Annotated in this window: 22 protein-coding genes; 7 read left to right on the top strand and 15 right to left on the bottom strand. The window is 57.3% G+C overall.

Going from position 1 to position 20,457, the window contains the following annotated elements; genetic code table 11:
- Window positions 1-24 precede the first annotated feature (24 nt).
- The 4 genes from AM329_RS01125 (at window position 25) to AM329_RS01110 (ending at window position 4,654) form a co-directional block, all read left to right on the top strand.
- Window positions 25-1,569: a PTS transporter subunit EIIC gene (locus AM329_RS01125; protein WP_032609849.1), complete on the top strand. Its 1,545-nt coding sequence runs from the start codon at window positions 25-27 to the stop codon at window positions 1,567-1,569.
- Window positions 1,570-1,581: 12 nt separating this feature from the next.
- Window positions 1,582-2,949, top strand: a complete 1,368-nt coding sequence (locus AM329_RS01120) for a 6-phospho-alpha-glucosidase (protein WP_032609851.1) — start codon at window positions 1,582-1,584, stop codon at window positions 2,947-2,949.
- An 89-nt stretch (window positions 2,950-3,038) separates the two neighbouring features.
- Window positions 3,039-3,884 carry a 3-mercaptopyruvate sulfurtransferase gene (gene sseA / locus AM329_RS01115; protein WP_017383536.1) on the top strand — a complete coding sequence of 282 codons (846 nt, stop codon included), beginning with the start codon at window positions 3,039-3,041 and terminating at the stop codon, window positions 3,882-3,884.
- Complete coding sequence (locus AM329_RS01110; RefSeq protein ID WP_015572161.1) at window positions 3,884-4,654, top strand: MurR/RpiR family transcriptional regulator; 771 nt, start codon at window positions 3,884-3,886, stop codon at window positions 4,652-4,654. Before sseA ends, AM329_RS01110 begins: the two co-directional genes overlap by 1 nt.
- Window positions 4,655-4,671: 17 nt before the next feature.
- On the opposite strand, the gene sseB is transcribed toward AM329_RS01110, so the two are convergent.
- The 11 genes from sseB to trmJ form a co-directional block, all read right to left on the bottom strand.
- Window positions 4,672-5,448, bottom strand: coding sequence for an enhanced serine sensitivity protein SseB (sseB, locus tag AM329_RS01105; protein ID WP_023325069.1), 777 nt, complete (start codon window positions 5,446-5,448; stop codon window positions 4,672-4,674).
- Window positions 5,449-5,526: 78 nt separating this feature from the next.
- Window positions 5,527-6,813 carry an aminopeptidase PepB gene (gene pepB / locus AM329_RS01100; protein WP_003860647.1) on the bottom strand — a complete coding sequence of 429 codons (1,287 nt, stop codon included), beginning with the start codon at window positions 6,811-6,813 and terminating at the stop codon, window positions 5,527-5,529.
- A 60-nt stretch (window positions 6,814-6,873) separates the two neighbouring features.
- Window positions 6,874-7,074, bottom strand: a complete 201-nt coding sequence (iscX, locus tag AM329_RS01095) for a Fe-S cluster assembly protein IscX (protein WP_003860650.1) — start codon at window positions 7,072-7,074, stop codon at window positions 6,874-6,876.
- 1 nt (window position 7,075) lies between these two features.
- Window positions 7,076-7,411, bottom strand: a complete 336-nt coding sequence (gene fdx / locus AM329_RS01090; RefSeq protein WP_003860652.1) for an ISC system 2Fe-2S type ferredoxin — start codon at window positions 7,409-7,411, stop codon at window positions 7,076-7,078.
- Between the two features lies 1 nt (window position 7,412).
- On the bottom strand, window positions 7,413-9,263 hold the full coding sequence (gene hscA / locus AM329_RS01085) for a Fe-S protein assembly chaperone HscA (RefSeq protein WP_032609854.1): 1,851 nt from the start codon (window positions 9,261-9,263) through the stop codon (window positions 7,413-7,415).
- Between the two features lie 14 nt (window positions 9,264-9,277).
- Complete coding sequence (hscB, locus tag AM329_RS01080; RefSeq protein ID WP_032609855.1) at window positions 9,278-9,793, bottom strand: co-chaperone HscB; 516 nt, start codon at window positions 9,791-9,793, stop codon at window positions 9,278-9,280.
- Between the two features lie 80 nt (window positions 9,794-9,873).
- A complete protein-coding gene (iscA, locus tag AM329_RS01075; RefSeq protein WP_003860659.1) occupies window positions 9,874-10,197 on the bottom strand; it encodes an iron-sulfur cluster assembly protein IscA in 324 nt (107 codons plus the stop codon).
- A gap of 13 nt (window positions 10,198-10,210) precedes the next feature.
- Window positions 10,211-10,597: a Fe-S cluster assembly scaffold IscU gene (iscU, locus tag AM329_RS01070; protein WP_003860661.1), complete on the bottom strand. Its 387-nt coding sequence runs from the start codon at window positions 10,595-10,597 to the stop codon at window positions 10,211-10,213.
- Between the two features lie 24 nt (window positions 10,598-10,621).
- Entirely contained in the window at window positions 10,622-11,836 is a 1,215-nt protein-coding gene (iscS, locus tag AM329_RS01065; RefSeq protein ID WP_003860663.1) for a cysteine desulfurase, read from the bottom strand.
- 117 nt (window positions 11,837-11,953) lie between these two features.
- Entirely contained in the window at window positions 11,954-12,445 is a 492-nt protein-coding gene (gene iscR / locus AM329_RS01060; protein WP_003860665.1) for a Fe-S cluster assembly transcriptional regulator IscR, read from the bottom strand.
- A 216-nt stretch (window positions 12,446-12,661) separates the two neighbouring features.
- Window positions 12,662-13,387, bottom strand: coding sequence for a tRNA (cytosine(32)/uridine(32)-2'-O)-methyltransferase TrmJ (gene trmJ, locus AM329_RS01055; protein WP_003860666.1), 726 nt, complete (start codon window positions 13,385-13,387; stop codon window positions 12,662-12,664).
- Window positions 13,388-13,519: 132 nt separating this feature from the next.
- On the opposite strand from trmJ, the gene suhB reads away from it, so the two are divergent.
- Window positions 13,520-14,323 (top strand): inositol-1-monophosphatase, encoded by an 804-nt coding sequence (suhB, locus tag AM329_RS01050; protein ID WP_003860668.1) that lies wholly within the window; start codon window positions 13,520-13,522, stop codon window positions 14,321-14,323.
- A 61-nt stretch (window positions 14,324-14,384) separates the two neighbouring features.
- Here suhB and AM329_RS01045 read toward each other — a convergent pair whose 3' ends face one another.
- Window positions 14,385-15,365, bottom strand: coding sequence for a nickel/cobalt transporter (locus AM329_RS01045; protein ID WP_003860669.1), 981 nt, complete (start codon window positions 15,363-15,365; stop codon window positions 14,385-14,387).
- Entirely contained in the window at window positions 15,356-15,994 is a 639-nt protein-coding gene (locus AM329_RS01040; protein ID WP_003860670.1) for a DUF1007 family protein, read from the bottom strand. The genes AM329_RS01045 and AM329_RS01040 overlap by 10 nt, the downstream gene beginning before the upstream one ends.
- 125 nt (window positions 15,995-16,119) lie before the next feature.
- Here AM329_RS01040 and csiE point away from each other — a divergent pair, with 125 nt between their 5' ends.
- Window positions 16,120-17,397, top strand: a complete 1,278-nt coding sequence (gene csiE / locus AM329_RS01035) for a stationary phase inducible protein CsiE (protein ID WP_022651600.1) — start codon at window positions 16,120-16,122, stop codon at window positions 17,395-17,397.
- Here csiE and AM329_RS01030 read toward each other — a convergent pair whose 3' ends face one another.
- The gene (locus AM329_RS01030) at window positions 17,398-18,537 is read right to left on the bottom strand and encodes a 3-phenylpropionate MFS transporter (RefSeq protein WP_003860673.1); all 1,140 of its coding nucleotides are present in this window, start codon (window positions 18,535-18,537) and stop codon (window positions 17,398-17,400) included.
- A gap of 172 nt (window positions 18,538-18,709) precedes the next feature.
- Between AM329_RS01030 and AM329_RS01025 the strand changes: the two genes are divergently transcribed.
- Window positions 18,710-19,132, top strand: a complete 423-nt coding sequence (locus AM329_RS01025) for a DoxX family protein (protein ID WP_003860675.1) — start codon at window positions 18,710-18,712, stop codon at window positions 19,130-19,132.
- A 53-nt stretch (window positions 19,133-19,185) separates the two neighbouring features.
- Here AM329_RS01025 and glyA read toward each other — a convergent pair whose 3' ends face one another.
- A complete protein-coding gene (gene glyA, locus AM329_RS01020) occupies window positions 19,186-20,439 on the bottom strand; it encodes a serine hydroxymethyltransferase (protein WP_003860678.1) in 1,254 nt (417 codons plus the stop codon).
- Between the last annotated feature and the right edge of the window lie 18 nt (window positions 20,440-20,457).

The following is a 20,457-nucleotide window of genomic DNA, read 5'->3' as shown; positions in this document are numbered from 1 at the left end:
CGCGGTTCAATAAGAGAGAAAGCCATGAAACGAGCCGTGAACGCCCTACAAAATTTCGGAAAATCACTTTACGGACCTGTACTTATCTTACCCATCGTTGGCCTGTTTATCGCCTTTGGGAATGTGCTGGGTAACGGCAATCTGGCCGAGTACCTGCCGTTTCTCGGCCACCCGCTGATCCAGAGTGTCGGCCAGCTGATCGCCAAGTCTGCCGTGTCGGTGCTGGTCAACCTGGCGCTGGTGTTTGCCGTTGGGATCCCCATTGGACTGGCAACCCGAGACAAAGGCTACGCGGCGCTGATTGGGCTGGTAACTTTTATCGTGTTTATCAATGCCATGAACGTGACGTTACAGCTTCAGGGGGAACTGGCTCCTGCGGAACAGATGAAAGCCGCCGGACAAAGCATGGTGCTGGGCGTCCAGGTGCTGGAAATGGGCGTTTTCGCCGGGATCCTGACCGGGGCGCTCTCCGGTTATCTGTACAACAAATATTCCGGTGTCCAGTTTAACGGCGCGATGGCGATTTACTCCGGCCACTGCTTTGTCGCGATTGTAATGCTGCCTGTCTCTATGCTGCTCGGCGTGATCATGAGCGAACTCTGGCCGTACGCACAGCATGGAATAAGCGCCCTGGCGCTGGCGATCAAAGGGTCCGGTCCGTTTGGCGTGGCGATCTACGGTTTCCTTGAACGCATTCTGGTGCCGACGGGCCTGCATCATCTGGTCTATACGCCGTTCCTGTATACCGAACTGGGCGGTACGCAGGAGGTGTGCGGTACGGCTTACCAGGGCGCGCGCAATATCTACTTCGCCGAGATGGCCTGCCCGGACGTGAAGCAGCTCAGCAGTACCGTGGTGTGGGATGCGCGCGGCATCAGCAAAATGTTTGGCCTGCCTGCCGCGGCGCTGGCGATGTATATGACCGCCAGGCCAGAGCGTAAAGCGGCGGCGAAAGCGATTCTGATCCCGGCGGCGCTGACCTCGCTGCTGGTCGGCGTAACCGAGCCGATTGAGTTCTCCTTCCTGTTTGTCGCCCCGCTGCTGTTCGTGGTGCATGCGGTGCTGACCGGTATCGGCATGATGCTGTTCTCGCTGTTTGGCGTTCACGCCATCGGCGCCAACGGGATTATCGATTTCATCCTCTACAACCTGCCGCTCGGCACGGAGAAGTCCAACTGGCCCATGTACATCGTGGTCGGGCTGATCATGTTCGCTCTTTATTTCGTGGTATTCCGCTTCCTGATCCTGCGCTTCAACATGAAAACGCCGGGGCGTGAAGATGAGGACCAGGAGACACGCCTTTACAGCAAGCAGGAGTACCAGGCGAAGGGCAATAACGACGGGCTGGGCGAATCGATCGTTGTGGGTCTGGGCGGTCGGGAAAATATAGAGGTAGTGGATAACTGCTACACCCGCTTACGCGTCACGGTGAAGGACGTCGCCATCATCGACGAACCGCGCCTGAAAGCGACCGGCGCGAAAGGGATAATCAAACAAGGTAACAACGTTCAGGTGGTCTACGGGCTGCATGTCAAAAAAATGCGAGAAGCCGTTGAGACGTTTCTCTGAAAGGAGCTAAAGATGTTTACACCCCCATTCATTCTGTCGATTGCCGGCGGCGGCAGCACCTACACGCCGGGCATTGTGAAAAGCCTGATGGTGCGCCTGCAGGATTTCCCGCTGGCCGAAATTCGCCTGTACGATATCGACGAGGCGCGCCAGAACACCATTGCGCCGGTCGTCGAGAAGGTCATTCGCGACCACAGTCAGTGCATCACATTTACCGTCACCAGTGACCCAGAAGTGGCCTTTAGCGGCGCGCATTTTGTCTTCGCCCAGATGCGCGTCGGGCAGTACAAGATGCGCGAGCAGGATGAAAAAATTCCGCTGCGCCACGGGGTGGTGGGCCAGGAAACCTGCGGCCCCGGCGGGCTGGCCTACGGCCTGCGCACGATCCTGCCGATGGTGGAGCTTATCGATCTGGTCGATCGCTACGCGCACGAGAAAGCCTGGATCGTGAACTACTCCAACCCGGCGGCGATTGTCGCTGAGGGTGTGCGTCGCCTGCGCCCCAACGCACGCGTGCTGAACATCTGCGATATGCCGGTTGCCGCGATGCGCAATATGGGTGCCATTCTGGGCGTGGATCGTCATAAACTGGAGGTGGACTATTTTGGCCTAAACCACTTCGGCTGGTTTACCCGCGTGCTGGTGGACGGCGAAGACAAGCTCCCGGCGCTGCGTAAGCATATCGCGAAGTTTGGCCTGCTGACGGAAGATGCCGCAAAAACCGACCCGCAGCATTCCGATCCGTCATGGGTGAAAACCTGGCGCAACATCAAGCCGATTATGGATAACTTCCCGGAGTACCTGCCGAACCCGTATCTACAGTACTACCTGATGCCAAACCAGATTGTGGAGCATCAAAACCCGGACTATACCCGCGCCAACGAAGTGATGAACGGGCGCGAGAAAAAGCTGTTCGCCGCCGCCGAAGAGTACCAGCGCAGCGGGATCTTACCGGACGCCTTCCACGTAGGTGTTCACGGCGAATTTATCGTCGATGTCGCCTGCTCGCTGGCATTCAACCTGCGCCAACGCCATCTGGTGATGGTGGAAAACCGCGGGGCGATTACCAACCTGCCGTACGATGCGGTGGTGGAAGTGCCTGCCTATATCACTTCCGAAGGGCCGGAGCCTGTCCGCGTGGGTCAGGTGCCGCTGTTCCACCAGACGCTCCTGCAACAGCAGCTGGCCTCTGAACAGCTGCTGGTTGAGGCAACCATCGAAGGCAGCTACGAGAAAGCGTTGCAGGCGTTCACTCTGAACCGCACCGTGCCAACCATGGAGCACGCGAAAGCGATTCTGGATGAGATGATCGAAGCCAACCGCGACTACTGGCCTGCGCTGCAAAAGGCCTGGCAGGACGGTGAAGCGGTGAAAAAATAGGGGCTTGCTCGCGAGTTGAACGTGGTTAGCTTGTCGGTGTCAGAAAAAACACCGACAATCCTTTTTTACGGAAAAGAATGGAGGCAACCATGTCCACCTCATATTTTGTCGCTGCCGACTGGCTGATTGAGCACGGCGACGACCCGGAAGTTCAGATTATCGACGCGCGCATGGCCCCTCCGGGCCAGGAGCATCGTGACGTTCCCGCTGAATACCGGGCAGGGCACCTGCCTGGCGCGGTATTTTTTGATATCGAAGCCCTCTCCGATCACACCTCTCCCCTGCCGCACATGCTGCCTCGCCCGGAAGCGTTTTCCGTGGCGATGCGCGAGCTGGGCATCAGCAAAGATAAACATCTTGTTGTTTACGATGAAGGTAATCTGTTTTCCGCGCCGCGAGCGTGGTGGATGCTGAAAAACTTCGGCGTGGAAAAGGTATCGATTCTGGCGGGCGGACTTGCAGGCTGGAAGCGCGACGAACTACCGCTTCAGCAGGGTGACGTCACGCTGCCGGAAGGGGAGTTTGATGCCACGTTTGACGCTAACGTGGTCAAGCGCCTGACCGACGTGCTGGTCGTGAGCCACGAAAACACGGCGCAAATCGTCGATGCGCGTCCCGCTCCACGTTTCAACGCAGAAGCGGACGAGCCGCGACCGGGACTGAAACGAGGACATATCCCGGGGGCGCTGAACGTGCCGTGGGGCGATCTGGTGTTTGAAGGCGAGCTGAAAACCACCGATGAATTGCGTGCCATTTTTGAACGTCAGGGCGTGGATTTGCATCGTCCGGTTATTGCAAGCTGCGGCTCCGGCGTAACGGCCTGCGTGGTGATCCTGGCGCTGGCAACCCTTGGCGCAAATGACGTGACCCTGTACGACGGCGCCTGGAGTGAATGGGGTGCACGAGACGATCTGCCGGTTGAACCGGCGAAATAATGGATAACCGCCTGGCAACGCTGTTAACGCGCGGGTCGTCGCTGACCCGCGCGGAGTATCGCGTCCTCGCCCACCTCACTGAGCATCCATTGCTGGTGGGCAACATCACGGTGCGCGAGCTGGCGCAGGCGACATTTGTCTCTACCGCGACGATTATGCGGCTGTGCCAGAAGCTGGGGTTTAGCGGCTTTAGCGAGTTTATCTGGCACTGCAAGCAGTTGCTTTCTGACACGCCGCATATCACCGTACAGCCTGAGCAACATGCGGAAATGCCCGCGCTTTTTACCCGGTTCGTTGCCAACTATCAGCAGACCTTCCAGTGGGTCACTCAGGACAAACGCCAGCAGTTTGCCAGCCTGCTGCGCCAGAAAGAGAGCTTCTTTCTCTACGGCGCCGGGTTTTCGTACCTTTTTGCCGAGTACCTGACCAAGAAGTTGCAGGTGCTAGGAAAAACGGCGTTCATCTCCGGGCCGGGAGACAGCCGGAATATTTTTCTCAGCAACGCCGCGCGCTATCAGGTGTTTATTGCCGTTTCACGCAGCGGCGAAACGGAGCAGGTACTGGATAAAGCGCGGATCGCCAAAAACGTCGGCATGACGATCGTCGCGTTTACCCGCGCGTCGGCCAATACGCTGGCGGGTATGGCGGACGTGCATTTTGCTCTCTATGACGAAGCGGTACATTTCGCCGCCGAAGCCGCAGGTGTGACGTCGTTTGAGTCGAATCTGGTGCTGCTGATGGATTTACTGCTGCTGGAAGCAACGGGGTGAAGATCACCCCGCTGTAATCAGATAATGCGGTTGGTCTTAAGATCGCGCAGGAAGCCGCCCCAGCGACGCTCGTAGAACGGGGTGATGTGCTCGGTAATAAAGTGGCTGATCCCCTTCTCACCTTTCTTCACCTGACAGATATCAATCGGCTCATCGCCCGGCAGGGTGTCGGTCGCCACGCTTCCCGCCGCCTGGATGATCTCGTCGATATCGCCGTCGGCCTCAATCCCTATCAGCAGAACAGGCTTTTCGTCAGCGCTCTCTTTGATGGAGCAGAGAAACGCGCGTTTTACCGGCTTGATGGTTTTAAACAGCGTGGTCAGGGAGTCAATCATCTGCGCGGGCGGCTCGGCCACTTCAGACAGCAGCAGCGTTTCGCCCCCTTCCAGCACCTCCTGAGTGCTGAGCGGGTTGCCCTCGTCACCAATCAGGTGGCTGATTTCGCGCGGAGTAAACTCTTTCCCGGTCGGCAGTTTGGCGTTGAGGAACAGCGTCTGCCCCAGGGTCATTTCGAACAACGTGCGCACCGGCATCACCACGAACGCCTGTTCGTCTTCTACCGCTTCCTGCAAGGCCTCGAGCGAGGTAAAGAACGGGATCACCGACGTGCCGTCGTCTTTCTCCCAGTGCAGCAGATCCAGCGCGCTGTCTTCGACAACCTGCTCCCCTTCCGCTGCGGTGCCCGGCACCCAGACGGTGGATTCCAGCAGCGTGCGGAAAAAGGCCGGACGGTGGGCGGGCTCGGTCGCCGCCTGCTCCAACAGGGTTTCTAATTCGTTTTTGGTTTCTGACATAACAATTCCAGATGTCGAATTTCCCCCTCACCCCTGCCCTCTCCCATGGGGAGAGGGTTAGGGTGAGGGCAAAGAGCATTACTCAGCCGTCAGCAGGTTCGCTACGGTACGCACGCCCAGACCGGTCGCACCCGCAGACCACTGCTCAACCGCCGCTTTACGGTAGGTTGCGGAGCAGTCAATGTGCAGCCAGCCTTCATGGTAGTTCTCAACGAAGTGAGACAGGAAGCCTGCTGCGGTGCTTGCCCCCGCCGGGTACGCTGCGCTCGCGGTGTTGTTCAGCTCGGCGAAGTTAGACGGCAGCTGGCTGCGGTGGAACTCGGCCAGCGGCAGACGCCAGAACGGTTCGTTTTCCGCCGCCGCGCTGGCCAGCAGGCGAGCGGCCAGCTTGTCGTCGAAGCTGAACAGGGCGTGATAGTCATTACCCAGGGCAGTTTTCGCCGCGCCGGTCAGGGTCGCCATGTCGATAATCAGCTCCGGCTTCTGCGCAGAGGCGTCGATCAGGCCATCGGCCAGCACCAGACGGCCTTCGGCGTCGGTGTTCATCACCTCAACGTTTTTACCGTTGCGGTAGCGAATGATGTCGCCCAGCTTGAAGGCGTTGCCGCTCACCATGTTGTCCGCGCAGCACAGGTAGAGCTTCACGCGCTTGTTCAGGCCACGGGTGATGGCGAAGGCCAGCGCGCCGGTAATGGTCGCCGCGCCGCCCATGTCGGACTTCATGGAGTCCATGAATGCGCTCTGCTTCAGGCTGTAGCCGCCGGTGTCGAAGGTGATGCCTTTCCCGACCAGACAGGCAAAGACCGGGGCTTCTTTGTCGCCGGTTGGGTTGTAATCCAGCGCCAGCAGGACCGGAGGACGCTCTGAGCCACGGCCCACGGTGTGGATACCCATGTAGTTCTGCTCGCGCAGGTCTTCCCCTTTAGTGATGCGGTAGGACATCTTTTCGCCCGCCACACCGCACAGCAGGTCAACGGCGCGCTGCGCCAGCTGTTCCGGCCCCAGCTCTTCCGCCGGTGCGTTAATGGTGTCGCGCACCCAGTCGATAATGTTCAGGCGGCTTTCCAGCTCTTTCTGACCGGCTTCGTCGAGGTTCGCCCACTCAATTTTACGGGTGCCTTTCGGCCCTTTGTAGCCTGCCCAGAACGCCCAGCTGCGGTCGGTGTCCCAACCTTCCCCTTCCAGCGACACATGCTTAATGCCAAGGCCGTCAATCTTACGCGCGGCGCGCTGGATCAGGCCCAAATCATCGTTGCCCGTCAGGTGCAGGGTAATGCCGTCGTTATTAATGCTGTAGGTGGCTTTCTCGCCCCAGCGCGCGTCGGCAGGCTGATTCGAGAGCGTAATCTTCATCGCTTCGGTCATTTTATTTATCCTTATTAGCAACTAGCAAACGGGCCGCCTGAAGGCAGCCCGTTTTGTTATTTATTCTGCTTCATCTAACCAGACTAACAGAATCGCCTCCAGAATTTTTTCATTGGATGCGTTTGGATCGTCGTCGAAATCCTCTAAATCGCAGATCCACTGGTGCATGTCGGTGAATCGTACGGTCTTCGGATCGAGATCCGGGTTCGCGTCGTAGAGCGCTTCGCCGATTTCACGGCTGTCTGTCCACTTCAGTCCCATATTAGTGCTCGCGTGCGTGGTTGATGGTGTAGCGTGGGAACTCCACGACCAGATCTTCATCGGTCACCGCGGCCTGGCAGCTTAAGCGGCTGTCTGGCTCCAGACCCCATGCTTTGTCCAGCATGTCGTCTTCGTCTTCGGTGCTCTCGGCGAGAGAGTCGAAACCTTCACGCACGATGCAGTGGCAGGTGGTGCAGGCACAGGATTTTTCACAGGCGTGTTCCACTTCGATACCTGCACGCAGGGCTACATCGAGAATGGTTTCACCGGTCTTCGCTTCCAGAACAGCACCATCCGGACAGAGGTCCGCATGAGGCAAAATTACAATCTTTGGCATATTAAACCTCGTCCACGGACTGGCCTTTCAGCGCGACGCGGACAGATTTGTCCATGCGGCGAGCAGCGAAGTCCTGGGTTTGTTTATCAACGTTTTTAATGGCTTCTTCTATCGCGTCAGCGTCATTGCCTTCGGCCACGGCGCTTAAGCGCGCGGCAGCGTCGTCAATCACCTGGCGCTCAGCGGCGCTTAACAGCGCGGCATCGGCAGCGAGCGCCCCGTTCAGGCTTTCCAGCACGCGTGCGGCTTCAACTTTTTGTTCCGCCAGCATACGCGCCTTCACATCCTGCTCGGCGTAGCTCATTGAGTCCTGAATCATGGAGGCGATTTCGCCATCGGTCAGGCCGTAGGACGGCTTAACCTGAATAGACGACTCGATACCGGTCGATTTTTCCATCGCCGTGACGCTCAGCAGGCCGTCCGCATCCACCTGGAAGGTGACGCGAATATGCGCCCCGCCCGCAGGCAGCGCTGGAATTCCGCGCAGCGCAAAGCGCGCCAGAGAGCGGCAGTCCTGCACCAGCTCACGCTCGCCCTGCATCACGTGGATGGACATCGCGGTCTGGCCGTCTTTGAAGGTGGTGAACTCCTGCGCGCGCGCCACCGGAATGGTGGTGTTACGCGGAATGACTTTCTCCACCAGGCCGCCCATGGTTTCTAAACCCAGAGACAGCGGGATGACGTCCAGCAGCAGCATTTCGCTGTCCGGCTTGTTGCCAACCAGAATATCGGCCTGGATAGCGGCGCCGACGGCAACCACTTTGTCCGGGTCGATAGAGGTCAACGGCGTGCGGCCAAAGAATTCGCCCACGCGCTCGCGCACCAGCGGCACGCGGGTTGAGCCGCCAACCATGACCACTTCCAGCACCTCGTTAGCCTCAACGCCCGCATCTTTCAATGCGCGACGGCAGGCCAGCAGGGTACGCTTAACCAGAGGCGCAATCAGTTCTCTGAACCGATCGCGGGTAATCTCACCCTGCCAGCCTGCGACGTTCACGCTGACGGACTGTGCATCGCTCAGGGCGATTTTGGCGTCGATGGCCGCATCCAGCAGTTCACGCTGCACGCGCGCATCGCTGCGATCGCTGATGCCCGCCTGCTCGCGGATGTAATCTGCCAGCAGATGGTCGAAGTCATCGCCGCCGAGCGCGGAATCCCCGCCGGTCGCCAGCACTTCGAACACGCCGCGGCTAAGGCGCAGGATTGAGATATCGAACGTCCCGCCGCCGAGATCGTAAACCGCGATCACCCCTTCCTGACCGGAGTCGAGGCCGTAGGCAATCGCCGCCGCCGTCGGTTCGTTCAGCAGACGCAGCACGTGCAGGCCCGCCAGACGCGCGGCGTCTTTGGTGCCCTGACGCTGTGCATCATCAAAGTAGGCAGGAACGGTGATCACCACGCCGTCCAGATCGCCGCCGAGCGTGGCCGTAGCACGCTCCGCCAGCGCTTTGAGGATGTCAGCAGAAACACGAATCGGGTTCAGCAGACCGGCCGCGGTCGCAATCATCGGCAGGCCGTTTTCACTGGCCTGCAGCTGATACGGCAGATGCGGGTAACGGGTCTGGATATCAGCCAGCGAGCGGCCCATCATGCGCTTAACCGAGCTGATGGTATTGGCCGGATCGCGCGCGGCGTTAGCGCGGGCATCAAACCCGACCGCGTGACCCTGCTGCTGGTAGTGGACTACGGAAGGCAGCAGATGGCGCCCCTGCTCGTCAGCCAGCGTTTCCGCCTGGCCGCTGCGCACGGTCGCCACGAGGGAATTGGTGGTGCCCAGGTCAATACCGACCGCCAGACGACGCTGGTGCGGTGCGGCACTTAAGCCAGGCTCACTAATTTGTAATAAGGCCATAATTGCTTCCGAAATTAAAAATCGAGCAGCTTTTCTTCGAGTTGTTCAGCACTGCTTCGCAGTTTATCGAGAAAACGGAGTTTGCGCACAGTGTCTGCCGCCACGTCCCAGGTCTCGTTGTTCAGTTGCTCCACCATCTGCTGATGGCGGGTATCGAACATACCCTTTACGCGCGTGATAAAGCTTTCCAGGCGCGCTTCGTCTTTAGCCTGTTCAATTTCATCCAGCTCTTCGCGCAGCTCCAGTTGTTCCATCAGAAAGGCGGCGTCGCGCACGGTATGCTGTTCGCTCGCCAGATCGAAACCGTGAAGCGAGAGCAGATATTCTGCACGCGCCAGCGGATGACGCAGCGTTTGCCAGGCCTGGTTGATGGTGGCGGAGTGTGATACCGCAGCCAGTTGCTCTGCCTGCGTCCCGCTGGCGAATTTATCCGGATGGTACTGACGCTGGAGATCCTGAAAACGGACCGTCAGCGCCTGGAGATCGATCGGGTATTGAGCGGGTAGTCCGAAGAGAGTGAAGTAATCCATAACAATCTCAGGGGTAGCCTGTCAGAACAAACCCCACGCGTAGCGGGTAACGCCACGGTGGGGTTTCGGATGACGCGCGGTTAAACGTGGAAGCTTTCGCCGCAACCACACTCGTCTTTGACGTTCGGGTTCGTAAATTTGAACCCTTCGTTCAGGCCTTCTTTGACGAAGTCCAGCTGAGTGCCGTTGAGGAATTGCAGGCTTTTGCCATCGACCACCACCTTCACGCCCTTGTCTTCAAACACGGTGTCATCAGACGCCGGTTCGTCAACAAACTCCAGTACGTAAGCCATACCAGAACAGCCGGAGGTACGTACGCCCAGTCGCAGGCCAAAGCCTTTACCACGGTTCGCCAGAAAAGAGCTTACTCGCGCGGCAGCGCTGTCGCTAAGGGTAATCGACATACTCAAACCTCAATTATTTTGCTTCACGTTTGCTTTTGTAATCCGCAATGGCGGCTTTGATCGCGTCTTCTGCCAGAATTGAGCAGTGAATTTTCACCGGCGGCAGTTCGAGTTCTTCAGCAATATCCGTGTTCTTGATTGCCTGTGCTTCGTCCAGAGACTTGCCCTTCACCCATTCGGTGACCAGGGAGCTGGACGCGATAGCAGAACCGCAGCCGTAGGTCTTGAAGCGCGCGTCTTCAATGATACCTTCATTGTTGACTTTGATCTGCAACTTCATCACGTCGCCACATGCTGGTGCACCGACCATGCCGCTACCAACAGATTCGTCGCTGTTGTCAAAAGAGCCAACGTTGCGCGGGTTTTCGTAATGATCGATGACTTTTTCGCTGTATGCCATGATTGAATTCTCCTTATGTACCGATTAGTGATGTGACCATTCAATGCTGTTCAGATCCACGCCCTGCTTGAACATTTCCCACAGTGGAGAAAGGTCGCGCAGACGGCCGATGGAGTTACGAACCAGCTTGATGGTGTAGTCAATCTCTTCTTCGGTAGTAAAACGACCTAAAGAGAAACGGATAGAGCTGTGTGCCAGCTCGTCAGTCATACCCAGCGCGCGCAGCACGTAGGATGGCTCCAGGCTTGCAGAGGTACAGGCAGAGCCGGAAGAAACGGCCAGGTCTTTCAGCGCCATGATCAGCGACTCGCCTTCAACATAGTTGAAGCTGACGTTGAGGATGTTCGGCGCGCCCTGCTCGAGATCGCCGTTCAGATACACTTCTTCCATATCTTTCACGCCGTCCCACAGACGGTTACGCAGCGTGCGCAGGCGTGCCATCTCGGTTTCCATCTCTTCTTTTGCAATGCGGTAGGCTTCGCCCATGCCCACGATCTGGTGAACAGGCAGCGTACCGGAACGCATGCCGCGCTCGTGACCGCCGCCGTGCATCTGTGCTTCGATGCGGATACGTGGCTTACGACGAACGTACAGCGCGCCGATACCTTTCGGACCATAGATTTTGTGACCGGAGAAGGACATCAGGTCCACTTTCAGCTGGCTCAGGTCGATAGGCAGTTTGCCCACGCTCTGGGTCGCGTCCACGTGGTAGATGATACCGCGCGCGCGGCACATTTCGCCGATGGTCGCGATGTCTTGTACCACGCCGATTTCGTTGTTGACGTGCATGATGGAGACCAGAATGGTGTCATCACGCATCGCCGCTTCGAGCTCTTTCAGATCGATAATGCCGTTGCTCTGTGGCGCCAGATAGGTGACTTCGAACCCTTCACGCTCCAGCTGACGGCAGGTGTCCAGCACGGCTTTGTGTTCGGTTTTGCTGGTGATGATGTGCTTGCCTTTTTTCTGATAAAAGTTGGCTGCACCCTTAATCGCCAGGTTGTCGGATTCGGTCGCACCGGAGGTGAAAACAATTTCACGCGGGTCGGCACCGACCAGGTCAGCAATCTGATTACGGGCGATATCAACCGCCTCTTCAGCATGCCAGCCAAAACGGTGTGAACGGGAAGCTGGGTTACCAAAGTTTCCGTCCAGGGTCAGACACTGCATCATTTTCTCGGCAACACGCGGGTCCACCGGCGTGGTTGCGGAGTAATCGAGATAAATCGGTAATTTCATTGCTCTATAAACTCCGTACATCGCTTCAATGCAAGGAATCAGGCAACCGGCTGGATGTACGACCGAGTACGCGGGGTGTGACCACCCCGGCCTGATTCTGAATACTTATCTTTTTAATTACGCGCGCAGTTTAACGTCGATGGCGTCCTGCGTGCGGGTGCTGCGCTGTGAATCCTGACTATGCTGACGACCAGAGACATCCAGAACTTCCTGGTTATTCACCAGCTCACCGAGGGTGATGTTGTTCAGGAAGCCGGTCAGACGGTCGCTCAGATCGCGCCACAGCGCGTGGGTCAGGCATTTATCGCCGCCCTGACAGCCGCCTTTACCCTGGCAACGGGTCGCGTCAACGGATTCGTCAACCGCGCTAATCACTTCACCAACCGCAATACTGCCCGCGTCTTTACCCAGCAGATAACCGCCGCCCGGGCCACGAACGCTGGACACCAGTCCATTTTTACGCAGTCTGGAGAACAGCTGTTCCAGGTAAGAGAGGGAGATCCCTTGTCGTTCAGAAATATCAGCCAACGGAACCGGGCCCGCTTCGGAGTTGAGCGCAACGTCCAGCATCGCGGTCACGGCATAACGCCCTTTAGATGTCAGTCTCATGTCTTACTTAACCTCAAACTCGCCCCTGCCCGGGGTTTTTTATTGTAAAATGGGGGTATTGCATAGCAGGGCCAAGTCTGACATTCCTGACTAAATTGGTCAACTATTTACTTGACTGTTTTAGTCAGGTATTTAACCTTCTGTGCCTTCATAATATAGGTGCGGCCTGATGCCCTCACCCCAGCCCTCTCCCACGGGGAGAGGGGGAAATCGACACTACGCTTTGTTCTTCTGCTCAATCGACGCCAGAATCCCGCGCAGAATGTTCAGCTCCTGGCTTTCCGGGCGGGCGCGGGTGAACATACGGCGCAGCTTGTTCATCACCTGACCCGGGTGGCCTTCACGGATAAAGCCGGTTGAGAGCAGCGTCTGCTCCAGATGACCGTAGAAGCGCTCCAGATCGTCCACCAGCGGGTAGGCCGTCTCTTCTTTAGGTTCGACCGGTTTCTCCTGCGTCGCCAGCCATGCCATGCGCACTTCGTAGGCAATGACCTGCACCGCCATCGCCAGGTTCAGCGAGCTGTATTCCGGATTGGCGGCAATCGCCACGTGGTAGTGACACTTCTGTAGTTCCTCGTTGGTCAGGCCAACGCGTTCACGACCAAACACCAGCGCAACCGGCGCCTGTTCCGCTTCTGAGATACTTTTCAGGCCGCATTCGCGCGGGTCCAGCATCGGCCAGGGCAGCGTACGGGAGCGCGCGCTGGTCCCCACCACCAGACTGCAACCGGCCAGGGCTTCGTCCAGGGTGTCCACGATCTGCGCATTCCCGATCACGTCGCTGGCGCCGGCCGCCAGAGCAATAGCCTGAGAGTCTGGTTTCACCAGCGGATTAACCAGCCACAGGTTCGTTAAGCCCATGGTTTTCATAGCGCGGGCCACAGAGCCCATGTTGCCGGTGTGCGATGTTTCGACCAGCACGATTCGAATGTTTTGCAGCATAATTTTTAGATGTCTGGATTCAGTGTCTGAAGAATATTCGGGCATATTATCATAAACGAGAGACATAATCCGATCCCGCTGCTATACTCTGCGCCGATTTTCCTGTTCTTTAACATCCAGTGAGAGAGACCGATGCATCCGATGCTGACCATCGCCGTGCGCGCAGCGCGCAAGGCGGGTAATGTAATTGCCAAACACTACGAAACCCCAGACTCCGTAGAAACCAGCCAGAAAGGCAGCAATGATTTCGTGACTAACGTCGATAAAGCCGCAGAAGCGATTATTATCGAAACGATCCGCAAATCTTACCCGCAGCACACCATCATCACCGAAGAAAGCGGTGAACATGAAGGTACCGATCAGGATGTTCAATGGGTTATCGATCCACTGGATGGCACCACCAACTTCGTTAAACGCCTGCCACACTTCTCTGTGTCTATTGCAGTACGCATCAAAGGCCGTACTGAAGTCGCTGTTGTTTACGATCCAATGCGTAACGAACTGTTCACCGCAACCCGCGGTCAGGGCGCGCAGCTGAACGGCTACCGTCTGCGTTGCAGCAATGCACGCGATCTGGACGGCACGATTCTGGCGACTGGCTTCCCGTTCAAGGCGAAGCAGCACGCAACCACCTATATGAATATCCTGGGCAAGCTGTTCACCGAATGCGCGGACTTCCGTCGCACTGGCTCTGCTGCACTGGATCTGGCCTACGTGGCGACCGGCCGCGTTGACGGTTACTTTGAGCTGTCACTGAAGCCGTGGGACTTCGCGGCGGGCGAGCTGATCGCACGTGAAGCTGGCGCGATTGTTTGCGACTTCACCGGCGGCCATAACTATATGTCTACCGGCAACATCGTTGCAGGTAACCCGCGCGTTGTTAAAGCCATGCTGGCAAACATGCGTGATGAACTGAGCGATGCGCTGAAGCGTTAATTCAGTCTGTTAAGCCCGGTGGCGCTACGCTTACCGGGCCTACAACACGCCTCAGATACGGCTAGAAAGGCCGCAACCCCCTTCCCACCGGCAGCGCGCTCATCCACATCGTGACCGCAGCCACCAGCAGAATCACCCCGCCCGCCAACGCAAGCGTCGTCCAGCCAACCTGTCGCCACAATACCGGCGTTTTATTGCCGCTGAGTTTTACCGCCAGCTGACGGAAGCTGTGCACCAGCAAGGCTAACGAAGAGATCGTCAGAGACGTTCCCGCCGCCATCGCCAGCGCCGAGAGCATGCCCCAGCCAAATACGCCTGTCACTTTGCTGAACAACAGCACCATGATTGCGCCCGAGCACGGACGCATCCCCATTGAGAGCACAATCATCAGACGCGCACGCCAGTCGTCACCATTCTGTAATTGTTCCTGCGTCGGCAGATGCTGATGCCCGCACCCGCAGTTTTCATGGTGAACGTGATGCGGCGTAAAGGCTTTGAATTTTGGTTTTTGCAGCAACGCGCGCAATTTTTTCAGCGCCCGCCAGCAGAGGATCAACCCCAGCACGCCTACCAGCGCGTAACTCCCCTTCTCCAGCCAGAAGCTGCTCATATGCAGCTGGCGAGCCGGCAGCTGTAGCAGCGAGAGGACGACCACGACCAGCGCAATCGCCACACCGCCCTGAAGTAAAGAAGAAGCCAGCGTCAGGCCGATACTCGATTTCAGCTTCGACGGATGCGTAGCAAGCCAGGTCGTGATGACAATTTTGCCGTGCCCCGGTCCCAGGGCATGCAGCACGCCATAGATAAAGCTGAACGCCAGAAGAGCGCCGCCCGCTTTGGTCGGATTATCCGCCACGGCTTTCAGCAGCACGCTCATCTGCTGATTAACTTCCCGCTGCCAGAGGACGCTTTTCACCATCACCTGCGGCCATGCCTGCCACAGCCAGAGCGCGCCGCCAACCGCTAACAACAAAAAGAGCGCCAGAGGCCAGAGGTGCAGCCAGCGACGCGGCTTACTGACGGGAGAGGAGATCACTGACATTGTAACGTCACCTCCTGCGCGAACTGTTTACCCAGCTCCATGTCCTCAGGCGGGGCATCTGCTTTATCCAGCGAGATCGCAAAGTTCAGCGTCTCTTCGCTGGGTTTAGGGGTGTGCACGCCAATTTTGCAGCTTTTTTGCAGCGCGTCCGGCAGCCGTACGTCGCTGTCATTGTCATAGCGCATATCGACATAATAGGTAGGGTCAAACGTGGAAAACGTGTACTTCTGCCCGGCCAGCGGCTGAGGATGCGCCAGCGGAAGCACGAACGTCAGCACCGCCTGATGACCTTCGCGGGTCATGCCGTACTCCGTGGGACGGTTAAGAAATTTCACCTTTTGTCCGTTGTGCCAGAACTCGGTGAAGTAGTGCTGACCCAGCACGTTGGCCATCACCTCCGCCGCCAGCTTTTTCCAGATCTCATCGCCGGGCTTTGCGTTTCCGGCATCGTACAGCAGGTCGGCGGAGGTGATTTCATCCATCGTCCAGTGCATCTTCAGGCCACTGAGCTGCGTGCCGTCCGTCACCAGTTCGGTTTTCAGGCTGATAAAACTGTGAGGATGTGCGCCGGCGGCGAAAGTGAAAACCGCCAAAAATAACGCTACCGCGCTTTGTTTAACTATTTGCATCTGTTCCTCACGTCAAAAATTCTGTGATGTTCGCCAGCAATCCTGAGTGAAAGGCCTGCCGGTGCGCTTTTCAGCGCCCATCCTTTAGCTATTCTTATCAAACATTCACACTGGATACCCGACAGATGATGACGACGCTTGAAATTCCATCTGTGCTTTCCAGTTCGCAGCGCCGCTGCCAGGTGCTTTTGATGCTTTACCTGCCCGATGCTGCCGTCACCGCACAGAGCATAATCGCTGCCAACGGCGTGGACGACGTCATGGCACGGCAAGATATAGCCGAGACGCGCGATGAAATCCAGCGCTATCATCGGCTTGATATCGTCACGCACCATGATGGCTGCTACCGAATTGAGGGTTCCGCCCTTAATCAACGTTTGTGCCTGCTGCACTGGCTGCGCAGGGCGCTTCGGCTCTGTCCACATTTTGTCGCCCAACAGTTTACCCCTGCCTTAAAAACCGCGCTCAAACAGCACGGCATTGCCCGCCCGCTTTATGACGATGCGAACCTTCGGGCGCTTATCAACTTTTGTGCGCGCAAGCTTCAGCGCCAGTTTGAGTCCCGCGACGTACAATTTTTACAGCTCTATCTGCAATATTGTCTGATTCAGCATCATCTGGGCAATACGCCGGAGTTTTCGCCCGTTCAGCGCAGCTGGACGCAGTCCCGAGGGGAATACTTTACGGCGCAGGAAATTGTCCGCCACTGGAAACGGCGCGTCCCGCAGGGAACGCACAGCGATGAACAGCTGTTCCTGGCGCTGCTCTTTATGATGCTCCGCACCCCCGACCCGGTGATGGATAAACACCAGCAGGATCAGCGCCTGCGTCGCGCCATCGTGCGTATGATTGCCCGCTTCCGGGCACAAACCGGGATGAACTTCAGCGATGAGCAAGGTCTGACCGATCAGCTTTATATTCATCTGGCTCAGGCGCTGGACCGCTCCTTATTTGACATCGGCATCGACAACAGTCTGCCGGAAGAGATCCACCGTTTATACCCCCGGCTGCTGCGCACCACTAAAGAGGCGCTGTCTGAGCTGGAAGCCGAATTTGGTCTGAGATTCTCCGGTGAAGAGATGGCTCTGGTGGCGGTGATTTTTGGTGCCTGGCTGATGCAGGAGACCGATCTGCATGAAAAACAGGTGGTCCTGTTAACGGGGGAAGATAAAGCCTGTGAAGAGTTAATTGAGCAGCAGCTTCGCGAGCTGACGCTGCTGCCGCTCAATATTCGTTATCTTAGCCTGGAGGCGTTTAAGAAGGAGGGCGCGCCCCGCGAGGCGGCGCTGGTTATTACGCCTTATCCAACCGCCCTGCCGCTGTTCTCGCCGCCGCTCATTCATGCCGTTGAGACCCTGAACACGCAGCAGCAGGAACACATTCGCGTAATGCTCGAATCGTAGTTACGTGCGAGCAGCGACTTTAGGGCGAATAACGATGGCCGGTAAAGCGACCAGCGCCATCACCCAGAACACACCGTGCCCCAGGTGCTGATAGAGGAAACCGGCAAATACGGTCATCACCGCAATACTGCCGCCCATCGCCACCGCTGAATAGACCGCCTGAAGACGAATAACGTCCCCACCCTCTCGCGCCGCGATGTAGCGCATCGCCGCCAGATGGCAGACGGTGAAGGTTCCGCAGTGCAGAATTTGCGCCACAATCAGCCACGGCAGCTCCGTCGTCCAGCCCATGATGCCCCAGCGCGCCACGCCGCACACGGCGGAAAGCAGCAGCAGGTCACGCGCCCCGAAACGACGGAACAGTTTTTGGCTCAGCGCGAAGATAATAACCTCCGCCACCACGCCGAGCGACCACAGGTAGCCTACCGCAGAAGCCGAGTAACCCGCCCCCTGCCAGTAGATGGCGCTGAAGCCATAATAGGCCGCATGCGCCCCCTGAAGCAGACAGACGCAGGCCAGGAAACGCCAGCTTTGCGCCACCAGCGAGCGCCAGGCGGGCCAGCCGGCGCTCTCCTGATGGCGGCTTTCGCCCTGCGGCATCACCGACGGACGCAGCAACATACCGAGCAGCATTGAGGCGATGCCGAGCGTTAGCAGCGCCAGAATGGCACGATAGTCATAGAGGCTGACCAGTTTCCCGACCAGCGCAGAGCCGATCACGAAGGCAATCGATCCCCACAGGCGCACGCGGCCATAGTCCATGGTGATCTGCTTTTGCCAGGTGTTCGCCAGGGCATCCGTCAGCGGCACCAGCGGGGAGAAGAACAGATTAAAGCCAACCATTACCACCATCAGCCAGGCAAACTGATGGCTAACCCAGAAGCAGGCTGCAAAGACCAGCGTCAGCAGGGCCAGAATTCGCACCGCTTTAATCAGTAAGGAGGGATCGCTGACGCGGGGCGCAATCAGCAGACTACCCAGGAAGCGTGCCACCAGCCCCGCGCCCAGCAGGATGCCAATGGTCTCAGGCGTCAGACCAATTCCCTTGAGCCAGACGCTCCAGAAAGGCAGAAAAATACCGTAACTAAAGAAATAGGTGAAATAGCTGAGCGCCAGCCAGCGCGTGGAATGCAAGACCATGAATCCCTCCCGAAATGGAGGCGATAGTCTGGCGTTAATCCCTGACTTTAGCAAGTCGTTAGCGCGCTATAAATTAACTAAAAATTAACATCAACACCAGCCGGGCAGCGTATGGCGAGAGCGGTAAAACTGTATTACGTTTATAAGACATCGCCTGAAGAGGTCGTTTGCCATGAACAGCTTACGTTATTTCGATTTCGGCTCCTCTCGTTCTCTCCTGCTTTTAATTGCCCGCATTGCTATCGTGGTCCTGTTTATTATTTTCGGTTATCCCAAGCTGACGGGGTTTAGCGGCACCGTTCAGTATATGACGTCGCTCGGCGCCCCCATGCCCATGCTGGCCGCGATTATTGCGGTGGTGATGGAAGTCCCCGCCGCGATTCTAATCGTGCTGGGCTTTTTCACCCGCCCTCTCGCGGTGATCTTTGTCTTCTATACGCTGGGAACGGCGGTGATTGGTCACCACTACTGGGATATGACGGGCGATGCGGTCCTGCCAAATATGATTAACTTCTACAAAAATGTGAGTATCGCTGGCGCATTTATTTTGCTGGCGATTACCGGGCCGGGGGCCATCTCCCTCGATCGACGTTAGCCCATAAAAAAAGGCCGCATGAGCGGCCTTTTTCAGTTCTGCAACGCAGAGAATTATGCGTACACCGGGAAGCGTGCGCAGATGTCCAGCACTTTACCTTTAACGCGCTCGATAACCGCGTCGTCATTGATGTTGTCCAGAACGTCACACATCCAGCCCGCCAGCTCTTTTACTTCCGCTTCTTTAAAGCCACGACGAGTTACGGCCGGAGAACCGATACGGATACCGGAGGTCACGAACGGGCTCTTCGGATCGTTTGGCACGCTGTTTTTGTTCACGGTGATGTTGGCGCGGCCGAGGGCTGCGTCAGCTTCTTTACCGGTCAGGTTCTTATCAACCAGGTCCAGCAGGAACAGGTGGTTTTCAGTCCCGCCAGAGACCACTTTGTAGCCACGATTCAGGAACACTTCCACCATCGCTTTGGCGTTTTTAGCAACCTGCTGCTGATAAACCTTGAACTCTGGCTCCATCGCTTCTTTCAGCGCGACGGCTTTCGCGGCGATAACGTGCATCAGCGGGCCGCCCTGGGCGCTTGGGAATACGGCGGAGTTCAGCTTTTTGTACAGCTCTTCGTCACCGCCTTTCGCCAGGATCAGCCCACCGCGTGGACCCGCCAGGGTTTTGTGGGTGGTGGTGGTCACAACGTGCGCATGTGGAACCGGGTTCGGGTAAACGCCAGCGGCAATCAGACCGGCAACGTGCGCCATGTCGACGAACAGGTACGCGCCGATGCTGTCAGCGATTTCACGCATTTTTGCCCAGTCAACGATGCCGGAGTAAGCAGAGAAGCCACCGATGATCATCTTCGGCTTGTGCTCTTTGGCCTGCTTCGCCATGTCTTCGTAGTCAATTTTACCGGACTCATCAATACCGTAAGGGATGATGTTGTACAGTTTGCCAGAGAAGTTAACCGGGGAGCCGTGAGTCAGGTGGCCGCCCTGCGCCAGGTTCATACCCAGAACGGTATCGCCCGGCTGCAACAGCGCGGTATAAACAGCGAAGTTAGCCTGAGAGCCAGAGTGCGGCTGGACGTTCGCGTAGTCAGCGCCAAAGAGTTCTTTCGCACGGTCAATAGCCAGCTGCTCAACGATATCAACGTATTCGCAACCGCCGTAGTAGCGCTTGCCCGGATAACCTTCAGCATATTTGTTGGTCAGCTGAGAACCCTGCGCCTGCATCACGCGCGGGCTGGTGTAGTTTTCGGAGGCGATCAGTTCGATGTGCTCTTCCTGACGTACTTTTTCCTGCTCCATAGCCTGCCACAGTTCGGCATCATAATCGGCAATGTTCATTTCACGCTTTAACATCCGCATCTCCTGACTCAG

It is taken from the genome of Enterobacter cloacae complex sp. AR_0002 (assembly GCF_001922365.1).
GTDB classification, from domain to species: domain Bacteria; phylum Pseudomonadota; class Gammaproteobacteria; order Enterobacterales; family Enterobacteriaceae; genus Enterobacter; species Enterobacter hormaechei_C.
Note: the sequence above shows the minus strand (reverse complement) of the source record. Positions and strands in the feature narration are given on the sequence as shown.